The organism is Stenotrophomonas terrae, from assembly GCF_001431465.1.
Classification (GTDB): Bacteria; Pseudomonadota; Gammaproteobacteria; order Xanthomonadales; family Xanthomonadaceae; genus Stenotrophomonas; species Stenotrophomonas terrae.
This window is the reverse complement of sequence record NZ_LDJJ01000053.1, coordinates 45,551-57,419: the sequence shown is the minus strand read 5'-3', so window position 1 is coordinate 57,419 and position 11,869 is coordinate 45,551. Positions and strand designations below refer to the sequence as shown.

General features: G+C 65.0%; 10 protein-coding genes. 2 read left to right on the top strand and 8 right to left on the bottom strand.

Annotated features, from left to right (window positions below):
- Positions 1–37 precede the first annotated feature (37 nt).
- Complete coding sequence (locus ABB27_RS15275; RefSeq protein ID WP_057629643.1) at positions 38–682, bottom strand: histidine phosphatase family protein; 645 nt, start codon at positions 680–682, stop codon at positions 38–40.
- A 302-nt stretch (positions 683–984) separates the two neighbouring features.
- Here ABB27_RS15275 and ABB27_RS15270 point away from each other — a divergent pair, with 302 nt between their 5' ends.
- Positions 985–1,857, top strand: a complete 873-nt coding sequence (locus ABB27_RS15270) for a hypothetical protein (protein ID WP_057629642.1) — start codon at positions 985–987, stop codon at positions 1,855–1,857.
- 220 nt (positions 1,858–2,077) lie between these two features.
- On the opposite strand, the gene ABB27_RS15265 is transcribed toward ABB27_RS15270, so the two are convergent.
- A complete protein-coding gene (locus tag ABB27_RS15265; RefSeq protein ID WP_057629641.1) occupies positions 2,078–4,243 on the bottom strand; it encodes a S46 family peptidase in 2,166 nt (721 codons plus the stop codon).
- Positions 4,244–4,378: 135 nt separating this feature from the next.
- Here ABB27_RS15265 and tdh point away from each other — a divergent pair, with 135 nt between their 5' ends.
- On the top strand, positions 4,379–5,413 hold the full coding sequence (tdh, locus tag ABB27_RS15260) for an L-threonine 3-dehydrogenase (RefSeq protein ID WP_057629640.1): 1,035 nt from the start codon (positions 4,379–4,381) through the stop codon (positions 5,411–5,413).
- Between the two features lie 236 nt (positions 5,414–5,649).
- On the opposite strand, the gene ABB27_RS15255 is transcribed toward tdh, so the two are convergent.
- The 6 genes from ABB27_RS15255 to ABB27_RS15230 form a co-directional block, all read right to left on the bottom strand.
- Entirely contained in the window at positions 5,650–6,402 is a 753-nt protein-coding gene (locus ABB27_RS15255; protein ID WP_057629639.1) for a TorF family putative porin, read from the bottom strand.
- A 113-nt stretch (positions 6,403–6,515) separates the two neighbouring features.
- Positions 6,516–7,559: a sulfate/molybdate ABC transporter ATP-binding protein gene (locus ABB27_RS15250; RefSeq protein ID WP_057629638.1), complete on the bottom strand. Its 1,044-nt coding sequence runs from the start codon at positions 7,557–7,559 to the stop codon at positions 6,516–6,518.
- 7 nt (positions 7,560–7,566) lie between these two features.
- Entirely contained in the window at positions 7,567–8,508 is a 942-nt protein-coding gene (cysW, locus tag ABB27_RS15245; protein WP_057629637.1) for a sulfate ABC transporter permease subunit CysW, read from the bottom strand.
- Positions 8,505–9,329 (bottom strand): sulfate ABC transporter permease subunit CysT, encoded by an 825-nt coding sequence (cysT, locus tag ABB27_RS15240; protein WP_275452872.1) that lies wholly within the window; start codon positions 9,327–9,329, stop codon positions 8,505–8,507. The genes cysW and cysT overlap by 4 nt, the downstream gene beginning before the upstream one ends.
- Before the next feature lie 36 nt (positions 9,330–9,365).
- On the bottom strand, positions 9,366–10,388 hold the full coding sequence (locus tag ABB27_RS15235) for a sulfate ABC transporter substrate-binding protein (protein ID WP_057629636.1): 1,023 nt from the start codon (positions 10,386–10,388) through the stop codon (positions 9,366–9,368).
- Positions 10,389–10,400: 12 nt separating this feature from the next.
- The gene (locus ABB27_RS15230) at positions 10,401–11,828 is read right to left on the bottom strand and encodes an OprO/OprP family phosphate-selective porin (protein ID WP_057629635.1); all 1,428 of its coding nucleotides are present in this window, start codon (positions 11,826–11,828) and stop codon (positions 10,401–10,403) included.
- Positions 11,829–11,869 lie beyond the last annotated feature (41 nt).

The following is an 11,869-nucleotide window of genomic DNA, read 5'->3' as shown; positions in this document are numbered from 1 at the left end:
GAGCGTGGCTCGGCTCTACAGGTCTACGTGCCCTGCTTTACAGCGCGCGATGCTTGGCTTCGCCGAAGAACGGGGTGTGGTGGGCGCAATCGTTCAGTCGCACCACTTCCAGATGCTCGACGTCCGGGCCTTCGAGCAGGTTCAGCGTGGTCGGGGCCTGGCGGAAACTCCACAGCTTGGAGATCGGCAGTCCCAGCACCTTGCACAGGATCACCCGGTTGACCGCGTCATGCGCGACCACCAGCAAGGTGTCGTCCTCGCCCAGCCCTTCGGCAGCAGCGGTCAGGCCGCGCCAGCTGCGGTCCAGCACCTGCCGCAGCGATTCGCCGCCGGGCATCAGCACGGTGTCGGGCTCTTCGCGCCAGGCGCGCAGGCGCGCCGGGTCTTTTTCGTCGATTTCGCTGGCAAGCAGGCCTTCCCACTCGCCGTGGGCGATTTCCTGCAGGTCCGGCTCGGTCAGCAGCATGGCTTCACGGGCACTGCCCAACGCCGCCTTGGCGGTGGCCTGGGCCCGGCTCAGTGGCGAGGCCACGGCGCGGGTGATCTGCACATCGGCCAGCCGCTCACCCAAGGCCTTGGCCTGGGCCTCGCCTACCGGCGAGAGGGGAATGTCGATCTGGCCCTGGTAGCGGCCTTCGGCGTTCCACGGCGTTTCGCCGTGGCGGGCAAGCAGGATGCGCATGCAGCTGTTTCCATTGTTGTGTGGGGCCCGCCCGGTAAATGCGGCGGGAGGCGCATCATAGCCCGGCCACAGGCCGAAGCCGCCCACGGTTACCTTCGATACAGATGTCGCAGCACGATGGCGCAACTGTGCCCACGGTTTGTCCGCCTTGCCTGCCCCCGGGTTCAACGATGACGGGCAATCGGCCACAACACCGATGGCACGGTCGTGCGCCCGGCGCAGGCGTTACCATGCCGGTTCCCTACCGGTGGTTCGGCGTTACGTCCGCACGAGGGCAGCAACTTCCAGTCCCCAGACGCGGCATGACCAGCACCTCCACTTCCACGACGCGGTTCACTCTCAAGCTCTGGCATGAACGTCGCGACCGCTGGGCCGCAGCGCTGATCACCGTGCTGCTGCACCTGCTGATGCTGCTGCTCCTGCTGCACTCCAATCCGCCGGTGGTTTCCTCGCCGCAGGGTTCCTCGGGTGGCGGCCGGGTCAAGGTCGATTTCCTCGGTGAGGCGCCGCCGTCCACGCAGCCAAGCAAGCAGCCGCCGCAGGACAAGCCCAACAAGGCCACGCGCGCGCAGCCCAAACCGACCACACATCGGCGCAGCGAGGACCGCAAGCCGGTACCAAAAGCCCGCTACATCGAGCCGCCCAGCGAACCGGAGCAGGAACAGACGCCGATCCAGGCGCAGGAGCAGGCCCCGGCCGCACCGCCACCGGCAGCCAGCCCATCGGAAACCGTGCCGCGGCGGCCGCAGACCTGGACCGGGCGTCCACCGGGTTCACTGGACAACACCACCGCCCAGGACAACTACGGGCGTTCGGCCGGGCAAGGCGATGACAGTGGCCGCCGCATCGACCGCAGCGCCGGCGAGCCGGCCATGGAAGTAGGCGGCTACCAGATCATCTATGACCTGCTCAGCGAAGAAAAACTGCGCGCCTGGATGGACGCGGCCAAGGAAGTCGATGGCAAGAAGGAGCTGTCGATTCCGCTGCCTGGCACCACCTACCTTATGGTCTGCCCGGCCGAGGTCGCCCTGCGCCGTGGCTCGAGCAAGTGCCGCATGCTGCAGGCCGGCTCGCCGGAACTGCAGGACATCGGTGACGCGCGGCAATTCGTCATCGTGATGTACGTCTACCGTTACGGCGAGCTGCTGTGGCGCGGTCCCGGGCCGTACCGCTGATCGGTAGTGCCGAGCCATGCTCGGCAGGGGCTTTACCGGTACGGCCAAATGTAGGAGCGGCGTAAGCCGCGAAGCACCTGATCCATCAGATTGCGCATGCCGCTAGTTTCAATGCTATCGGCTTCGCGGCTTACGCCGCTCCTACAACGCTGTGCGCCGCGCGCAAAAAAGCCCGGACGGTTTCCCGTCCGGGCTTCGCTTTGAACCATGCAGCTCGAACTTACTTCGAGGCGGCGTCCACTTCCTTCAGCAGCTGCGGCGCCGGCGCCACTTCCTGCATGATCCAACGCATGTAACGTTCGTCGACCGAGATCATGCGGGTCATCACCGGGTCGAATACCCAGTTGCTGGCGACCGATTCCCAGATGCCGTCAAACGCCAGGCCGACCAGGCGACCGTGCGCGTCCAGCACCGGCGAGCCGGAGTTGCCGCCGGTGATGTCCAGGTCGGACAGGAAGTTGACCGGCACGCTGCCGATACGCTTGTCTTCAAAGCCGCCGTAACGCTTGGCCTTGACCGCATCGATCAGCGCCTGGGGCGAGTCGAACGGGTCCTTGCCGGTTTCCTTGGCGACGATGCCTTCCAGGTCGGTGAAGGCCGGCTGCACCTTGCCGTCCAGGCCGGTGTAACCCTTCACGTTGCCGAAGGTGATTCGCAGCGACAGGTTGGCGTCCGGGTAGACGAACTCACCCTTGGTCTTCTTGTAGTCGGCAATGGCCTGCAGGAACAGCGGGCGCGCGACCAGCTCTTCGCCGGTGCGGAGCTTGCGCTGGTGCTCCAGCTCCAGCAGTGCCGGCATCACCGCCACCGCGTACTGGATGGCTGGGTCGTTGCTGGCTTCGAACGCGGCCTTGTCGGCACCGAACCACTTCAGGCGCTCGTCCAGGCTGCCCAACTTGGAGCCGTCCAGACGTGCGACGGTTGCATCAACCGCCTTGGCATCGACGCCTCCGATCCACTTGTCGAACGCCGACAGGTGCTGGCCGGCCGGCAGCTGCACGTACTGCTGCAGCCAGTACTGCTGGAACTGACGGTCCATGGCCGGCACGTAGCGACGGTCCATCTGCTTCAGGCCGCCTTCGATGGCCGGCAGGTCACGTTCCTGGTAGCCCTCTTCGCGCTGCGCGTCCGGCTTGGCCTTTTCAATAGCCAGGCGGTACAGGCGTACGGCGGTGCCGAGGGTGCCGGTGCGGTTGAGCATCGCCAGGTTCAGGTCACGCGCCTGGTTCATGCGCGACTGCTGGCCCAGGGTCTGCAGCTGTGCAAAGGCATCCAGCGCCGGCTTGCCGGCATCGCCCTGGCCGCGCAGCCATTCCAGCACCGCGGTTTCCGCGGCCTGCTTCTGGCCGAGCACATTGTTGCGCTTGAAGCCGTCCAGCTGGCCGTCGTAGTTCTTGCTGGTGTTGTTCCAGCCAGCCATGTTGGCGGCGTACTTCACCGCGATGTCCGGGTTGGTCTTGCTGGCCGCTTCGACCATCGCGATCTGGTCCTTGTAGGCCTTGGCGATGGACGGATAGGTCCAGGTAGCGGTGTTCTCGAACTCGCTGACCAGCGCGTAGCGGTCGGTGCGGCCCGGGTAACCGGCCACCATCACGAAGTCACCCTCGCCCAGCGGCTGGTTGGCCAGCTTCAGCCAATGCTTGGGCTGGTACGGCACGTTGTCGGCGGCGAATGCGGCCGGCTTGCCGTCCTTGCCGACGTAGGCGCGGTAGAACGAGAAATCGCCGGTGTGGCGCGGCCACATCCAGTTGTCGACGTCGCCGCCGAACTTGCCGACGCTGCCCGGCGGCGCATAGGCCAGGCGCACGTCCTTGATTTCCATGTTCTTGAACAGGCGGTAGGTGTTGCCGCCGGAGAAGCTGTACAGGGTGCAGCTGTAGGCGTCGTCGGTTTCACAGGCGGCGATGGCCTGCTTCTCGAAGGCTTCCAGCGCCTGGGTGCGCTTGAGCGGATCGTTGCCGGCACCGGCAATTGCCGCCTTGGCCTGGGCGGTGACGTCGGTGATGTCGTCCAGCACGTAGATGCGCGCGTTCGGGCCGGCGCTCAGCTCGTCCTTCAGGGCCGGCGCGTTGAAGCCGTCCTTGATCAGGTTCTTCTCGGCGGTGGAATTGAGCTGGATCGAACCGTAGGCACAGTGGTGGTTGGTGACCACCAGGCCCTGCGGCGAGACGAAGCTGGCGGTACAGCCGCCCAGCGCAACCACCGCGCCCATCGGGTCGCCGGTCAGGTTGGCCAGCTGCTGCGGGTCCAGCTTCAGGCCTGCCTGCTTCAGCGGGCCGGCAATTTCCGGCAACTGCTGCGGCACCCACATGCCTTCGGCAGCCTGCGCGGTCTGCGCCAGGCCCAGGCCGGCAACGATGGAAAACGCAAGAAGATTCACGCGCATCAGACACATCCGAAAGTTTGGAACGGCCGATTGTAGCGGCTGTAACTGTCTGTGGCCCCTGTCATCGGTCAGTACCGGGCGGTTACGGTTGAAAGCTTATAATCACGGCCTTTCCCCACACTGCGGTCTCCTGCAATGGCACAGACGATGAAGGCGCTGGTGAAGCGCGAAGCGACCAAGGGCATCTGGATGGAAGAGGTGCCGGTACCGACGCCGGGCCCGAACCAAGTGCTGATCAAGCTGGAAAAGACCGCCATCTGTGGCACCGACCTGCACATCTACCTGTGGGACGAATGGAGCCAGCGCACCATCAAGCCGGGCCTGACCATCGGCCACGAGTTTGTCGGCCGCATCGCCGAAGTCGGCCCGGGCGTGACCGGCTATGAAATCGGCCAGCGCGTCTCGGCCGAAGGCCACATCGTCTGCGGCCATTGCCGCAACTGCCGTGGCGGCCGCCAGCACCTGTGCCCGAACACCGTCGGCATCGGCGTCAACGTCAACGGCGCCTTCGCCGAGTACATGGTGATGCCGGCCACCAACCTGTGGCCGATCCCGGACCAGATCCCGTCCGAGCTGGCTGCGTTCTTCGACCCCTACGGCAACGCCGCGCATTGCGCGCTGGAGTTCGACGTGATCGGCGAGGACGTGCTGATCACCGGTGCCGGCCCGATCGGCATCATTGCCGCCGGCATCTGCAAGCACATCGGTGCACGCAACGTGGTGGTTACCGACGTCAATGATTTCCGCCTGAAGCTGGCCGCCGACATGGGCGCCACCCGCGTGGTCAACGTCGCCAACCAGTCGCTGAAGGACGTGATGGCCGAGCTGCACATGGAAGGCTTCGACGTAGGCCTGGAAATGAGCGGCAACCCGCGCGCCTTCAACGACATGCTCGACTGCATGTACCACGGTGGCAAGATTGCCATGCTCGGCATCATGCCGCGTGGCGCTGGTTGCGACTGGGACAAGATCATCTTCAAGGGCCTGACCGTGCAGGGCATCTACGGCCGCAAGATGTACGAGACCTGGTACAAGATGACCCAGCTGGTGCTGGGCGGTTTCCCGCTGGGCAAGGTGATGACCCACCAGCTGCCGGTGGATCGCTTCCAGGAAGGTTTCGACCTGATGGAACAGGGCAAGGCCGGCAAGGTCGTGCTGAGCTGGAACTGATCACCGTCGGGTGACAAACGAAAGGCGCCGTAAGGCGCCTTTCGTGTATCTGGAAGCGATAACGCTTTGGATCTTGTGGGAGCGGTGTAAGCCGCGAAGCTGGCTGCAATGAAGTGGCGGTGATGCTGACCATCTGGCAGACCATCAGCTTCGCGGCTTACGCCGCTCCCACAAAGTCACCGGCAAAGAAAAAGGCGCCGAAAGGCACCTTTTTCCTTGCATCGATCACGCTTGGATCAGGGCACGTCCACCGACACGGTGAACACGACGCCCGGCTTGTAGGTATCGGACTCGCGACGCAGCTCGGATGCATCCGAACCAAAGGTGTCGTAGTAACCCAGGGTGGCGGTAGCCGGACCAAACGACTTGGACACCGACACCGAGCCATCGTAGTAATCAGCGCGACGCGGCCATTCGTTGGCCTTTTCCTTGATGGTGGTGTAACCGGCCGATGCACCGATCGAGAAGCCCGTCTCGCCGATGTCGTAGCTGGCTTCCAGCGCGCTGTAGGTCTGCTTGGCACCGGTGTTGCTGTAGTCGTTGGCATAACCCAGCAGGCCGCTGACGGTCAGCGGGCCAGTCCAGGTCACCTTGGCCAGGTATTCGTTGTAGTCGATGTCACCGTAGCCGCTGGAGGCACCTTCGTAGGTGTAACGGTTCACACCCAGGTCCAGGTTCCAGCTGTCGGTCAGGTCCTTGTTCCAGCCGATGGTGTAATCGACTTCGAAGTTCGGGCCACCGTCGCCGAAATCGACGTTGGAACCCCACACGCCGACATACACGCCGAACGGTGCGGTGTAGTTGGCGCCGGCCTGGAATGCCGGGCCGTTGTCGGTCTGCGAGACACCACGGAACACGTAGTCGGTGGTCACGCCGAAGCTGGCGCTGAACGGGGAGGTCGACTCCTCGCTGTCCTGGGCATTGGCGGCGAAGGAAACAGACAAAAGGGCGGCGCAGGCCACGGCGACAAGACGCTTGCTGTGCATCATGCAGATCTCTCCAGTAGTGGGGGGTGACCGACGCCTGTACAGGGCCGATAACAAATTCTTAACTGGAATGATATTGCGATGCAACAATCATCGCTAGCCCCTGCCTGCCCGCTCTACCCCGCCGCCGCCGGGAACACCCCGTAACGACGGGCTCCGAGCCGGATTGACTGGCCTGCCGCATAGGCCGGCGCACCGGCCGGCAGCTCCACTTCCAGATCCGATGTTGCGCCAGCCAGCCGCGCGCGCAGGCGCTGGCGAGGGCCGCTGCGCTGCACCAGCCCAACCGTGGCCTGCCAATCGCCCTCGGCCTCGACCACCAGATCTTCCGGCCGCACGAAGACTTCCAGGGCCTGGCCTTCCGGTACCGATGCGGCACGCGGCCACTGCGCGCCCGCCACCTCCAGCACCTGCCCCTGCGCCCGCGCCGGCAGCCGGTTGGCCTCGCCGACAAAGCCATACACAAAGGGCGAAGCCGGCTGGTCATAGACCTCGCCCGGCGTTCCTACCTGCTCGATGCGGCCACGGTTGAGGATGGCAACGCGGTCGGCCAGCTCCAGCGCCTCTTCCTGATCGTGGGTGACGAACACCGTGGTCAGGCCTGTGCGGTCGTGCAGCTCGCGCAGCCAACGGCGCAGGTCGCGCCGTACCTGCGCATCCAGCGCGCCGAAGGGCTCGTCCAGCAGCAGCACGCGTGGCTCGATGGCCAGCGCGCGCGCAAGCGCCACGCGTTGCCGCTGGCCGCCGGACAGCTGCGCCGGGTAGCGAGCGCCCAGCCCATCAAGCTGCACCAGCGCCAGCAGCTCATCGACCTTGGCATTGATGCGCGCCTTCGACCAGCGCTCGGCACCGCGGCGGACTTCCAGCCCGAAGGCGATATTGCCGCGCACATCCAGGTGCTTGAACAGCGCGTAGTGCTGGAACACGAAGCCGGCGCGACGTGCCTGCACGCTCAGCCCGGTCGCATCCTCACCATCGAACAGGATCTGCCCACGCTCGGGATGCTCCAGACCGGCGATGGCGCGCAGCAAGGTGGTCTTGCCCGAGCCCGATGGGCCCAGCAGCGCAAGCAGCTCGCCACTGCGCACATCCAGGCTGACGCCATCCAATGCAGGGAATGCGCCGTACTGTTTACCCAGGTTGTGTATGCGGATGTTCATTTCGACCTCAATGGCGATGCGCGGCGGCCAGCGACTGACCGTGGCGCCACTCCAGGAAAGATTTCACCACCAGCGTCAGCAAGGCAGTGACCGCCAACAGCGAGGCGCAGGCAAACGCGGCGCTATAGGCATATTCGTTGTAGAGAATTTCAACGTGCAGCGGCAGCGTATTGGTGCGCCCGCGGATATGCCCGGACACCACCGACACCGCGCCGAACTCGCCCATCGCGCGCGCGCTGCACAACAGCACGCCGTACAACAGGCCCCAACGGATGTTGGGCAGGGTCACCTTCCAGAACATCTGCCAGGCGTTCGCGCCCAAGGTCAGCGCGGCCAGTTCTTCATCACTGCCCTGCTGTTCCATCAACGGCATCAGCTCACGCGCGATGAACGGGAAGGTCACGAACACGGTGGCCAATACGATGCCGGGGATGGCGAACACGATGCGTGGCAGCTGCAGCAGGGTTTCACCCAGCACCGGCAGGTGCAGGCGCAGCCCATCCTCGATCAGCGGCCAGAACCAGCCATCGCGGCCGAACAACAGGATGAAGACCAGGCCCGCCACCACCGGCGATACCGAGAACGGCAGGTCGATCAGGGTCACCAACCAGCGCTTGCCGGGGAAGCTGTGCTTGCTGACCACCCACGCAGCGGCCACGCCGAAGATCAGATTCAACGGGACAACAACCGCGGTCACCAGCAAGGTCAGGCGGATCGCGGACAGGGCATCGGGGTCGCTGATCGCCACCCAGAACGCGTGCAGGCCACCGCGCAGGGCTTCGGCGAATACCAGCAGCAACGGCAACAATAGAAACGACAGCAGGAAACCAAGCGCACCGAGGATCAGCAGCACCTGCACCCAGCGCGGCTCGCTGGTTACCTGCTGGAACCTGACAGCGCGTTCATTGCGGCCAACGGCCACTGGCAACTCCGACAACAACTCGTTCATCGCGCCCCCCTGCGTTGCAGCCAGGACTGCAGGCTGTTGACCAGCAGCAGCACCACGAACGACAACAGCAACATCGCCCCGGCAATGGCGGTGGCACCGGCGTAATCAAACTCCTCCAGGCGGATGGTGATCAGCAAGGGCGCGATCTCGGTAACGCTGGGCATGTTGCCGGCGATGAAGATCACCGAGCCGTACTCACCCACGCCACGCGCGAAGGCCAAGGCAAAGCCGGTCAGCATCGCCGGCCACAGCGTCGGCAGTACCACCCGCACGATGGTCTGCAGGCGTGTAGCGCCAAGCGTGGCCGAGGCCTCCTCGAACTCGCGCTCAGCCTCGGCCAGCACCGGCTGCACGATCCGCACCACGAACGGCAGGCCGACAAACACCAGCGCCACCACGATGCCCAGCGGCGTGTACGCAACCTTGATGCCGAGCGGTTCCAGCCATTGGCCAATCCAGCCCTGGCCGCCGTACAAGGCCGTCAATGCGATACCCGCCACCGCGGTCGGCAGAGCAAACGGCAGGTCGATCATCGCGTCGAACAGGCGCCGGCCGGGGAAGCTGTAGCGCACGAACACCCACGCCACCCAGGTCCCCATCACGGTATTGAATGCGGCCGCCGCAAACGCGGTGCCAAAGCTCAGCCGCAATGCGGCCAGCACGCGCGGCTCGGTCCATATCTGCCAGATGCCGCCCAGGCCCAGCCCAGCTGCTTTCAGAAATACGCCGAGCAACGGGATCAGGACGATCAGCCCCAACCAGAACAAGGTGATGCCCATGCCAAGACCAAAGCCGGGCAGTACCCGGCGTTGGCCCCGCACACGTGCTTGCAGTGTTTGTGCGCTTGCTGACACGGCCTACTTGCTCGCCTGGATCTGATCGAAAACGCCGCCGTCGGCGAAGTGCTCGGACTGCGCACGCGCCCACGAACCAAAGGCACTGCGAATGGTGACCAGCTCAACCTGCGGGAAGCGCGCCACGTCGGCCGGCGCGGCGTATTGCGGCGAACGCGGGCGGTAGTAATGACGCGCGGCAATGCGCTGGCCTTCGGGCGAGTACAGGTATTGCAGATAGGCCTGGGCGACATCGCGGGTGCCGTGGCGGTCGACGTTGCGGTCCAGCAAGGCCACCGACGGTTCGGCCAGGATCGACAGCTTCGGCACCACGATCTCGAACTTGTCCGGGCCCAGTTCTTCCTGGGCGAGGAAGGCCTCGTTCTCCCAGGCCAACAGCACGTCACCGATGCCACGCTGGACGAAGGTGGTGGTGGCGCCGCGGGCACCGGTATCGAGCACCGGCACATTGCGGAACAGCGCGCGCATGTAGTTCAGGATCTTGTCGCGATCACCCTTGAAGATGTGATCGGCGTACGCCCACGCGGCCAGATAGTTCCAGCGCGCGCCGCCGGAGGTCTTCGGGTTCGGCGTCACCACCGATACACCGCTGCGCAGCAGGTCCGGCCAGTCACGGATCCCCTTGGGGTTGCCCTTGCGCACCAGGAACACGATGGTCGAGGTATACGGCGCGCTGTTGTCCGGCAGGCGGCTTTCCCAGTTGGCTGGCAGCAGCTTGGCCTTGTCGGCGATGGCATCCACGTCGTAGGCCAGGGCCAGCGTCGCCACGTCGGCCTCGATGCCGTCGATCACCGCGCGGGCCTGCTTGCCGGAGCCGCCGTGCGAGGTCTCGATGGTGACGTTGTCGCCCTTGGTTTCCTTCCAGTGCTTGGCAAAGGCCGCGTTGAAATCGCGGTACAGCTCGCGGGTTGGGTCGTAGGACACATTGAGCAGCTGCACGTCGCGCGCGAACGCGGCGCCGGCGGTGACGGTCAGGCCGAAGGCCAGTGCAGCGGTGGCGATGCGGGTAATAAGTGATTGCTTCATGAGGGCTCTCCGTCAGAAGGAAACTTGCAGGCGCGAGAAAACAGCTTTTTCGTCAGGCAACTTCGCGCCAGCGGAAGCCGCATCAAAACGGGTTTGCAGGTAGTTGGTCGCCAGCTTCAGGTTGGCGGTCAGGTACCAGTTGGCACCCAGCGTCCAGGAGCGCGCCTTGGACGCCGACACCGTGGGATCGGCATAGAACGGGAAGGCGGCATCATCGATCTCCAGCTCGCCGTATCGCGCAGTCAATTCCACCGCGCCGTGTCTGCCATTGATGCCAAATGGATGCGACGGCGTCACACCGCGGAAGCTGGCATCCTCACCGGTCAGCACATAGCTGGCGGTGGCCTGCCAGGCACGGTTGTCCAGCTGCTTGCGGACGCCATTGCGCGCCACTTCCTGCTGCGAGGCGATGTACTCGGCCTGCAGGCCCAAGCCGTTGCGGTAGAACCAGCCCTGCGGTGACCAGCGGCGGTGCTCGCCATCGGCTGCCACGGTGCTTCTATAGGCGAAGAAGGTAGCCTGACCCGGCGTGCGGTAACGCGGCAGGAAGTTGTTGCCGCTGCCGTGTTTTTCACCGCTGCTGGCGCCCAGACCAAAGCCCAGCCCGGCCCAGGCACTGTCGCTACCCTTGAGCGGCTCGAAGAACACGCGGCCTGCATATTCGAAATCATCATCCGGGTTGCTGGTCACCGCATCGCGGCCATCGACCGTGCCGTTGAACACGCCCAGCGCATAGCTGAATTTTCCTTTGGCCACTTCGCCCTGCAGCTGCACGCCGAGGTCGCGGTTGGGCGCCAGTTCGCTGGCCAATGCGCGTTCGACATCAACCAGGGCCGATGACGACTGCAGGCGTTCCAGGCCGACCGGCGAGGTGAACTTGCCCACCCGCACCGTATAGGCCGGATCGAAACGCAGATCGGCGTAGGCATCGACGATGCTGGCACTGTCACCGGCAAATTCCGGGGTGAAGCGGTAGGCCACCAGCTTGCCCAGCGAGCCTTCCAGCGTTGGCCGTGCGGTGCGCAGCAGGAAGGTGTCGTTCTGGTTGGCATCGCCGCCGATGAACACCCGCGCATCGCCCTGCAGCAGGCCGCGCAGCTTCAGCTCGTAGTTGCCGTCGGCGGATTTGAACGAAGCGCCCTTCTGGTCGACGGTGATCTTGGGTGCGCTCTTGGCCGCGGCTACGCGTTCTTCTTCCTGCAGCTCAAGGCGGCGCTCGAGGATGCGCAGGCGCTGGTCCAGGTCGGTCAGGCCAACGCCTTCAGTTGCACCATCACTGACCCCCGCCAGCCGCTCCAGCCGTTGCAGACGTTCCTGCAGTTGTTCCACGGTGAGTTGCTGGGCCTGTGCCGATGACCCCGCCCCACACGCCGCCAGGGCCAGGCTGAGGGACAACAGCTTCCTGGTCGGCAGGGTGAATGGGGGGCGTGCATGGGTCATCGGTATCTCCTGGTGGGTGGGTGTGCAGTCGATGCTGCGGG

Excerpts from the sequence above, each read along its gene's own strand:
- ABB27_RS15250 (WP_057629638.1), bottom strand. The coding sequence starts at position 7,559 with ATGAACATCCGCATACACAACCTGGGTAAACAGTACGGCGCATTCCCT.
- ABB27_RS15275 (WP_057629643.1), bottom strand. The coding sequence starts at position 682 with ATGCGCATCCTGCTTGCCCGCCACGGCGAAACGCCGTGGAACGCCGAA.
- ABB27_RS15230 (WP_057629635.1), bottom strand. The coding sequence starts at position 11,828 with ATGACCCATGCACGCCCCCCATTCACCCTGCCGACCAGGAAGCTGTTG.
- ABB27_RS15255 (WP_057629639.1), bottom strand. The coding sequence starts at position 6,402 with ATGATGCACAGCAAGCGTCTTGTCGCCGTGGCCTGCGCCGCCCTTTTG.
- tdh (WP_057629640.1), top strand. The coding sequence starts at position 4,379 with ATGGCACAGACGATGAAGGCGCTGGTGAAGCGCGAAGCGACCAAGGGC.
- ABB27_RS15265 (WP_057629641.1), bottom strand. The coding sequence starts at position 4,243 with ATGCGCGTGAATCTTCTTGCGTTTTCCATCGTTGCCGGCCTGGGCCTG.
- cysW (WP_057629637.1), bottom strand. The coding sequence starts at position 8,508 with ATGAACGAGTTGTTGTCGGAGTTGCCAGTGGCCGTTGGCCGCAATGAA.
- ABB27_RS15235 (WP_057629636.1), bottom strand. The coding sequence starts at position 10,388 with ATGAAGCAATCACTTATTACCCGCATCGCCACCGCTGCACTGGCCTTC.
- ABB27_RS15270 (WP_057629642.1), top strand. The coding sequence starts at position 985 with ATGACCAGCACCTCCACTTCCACGACGCGGTTCACTCTCAAGCTCTGG.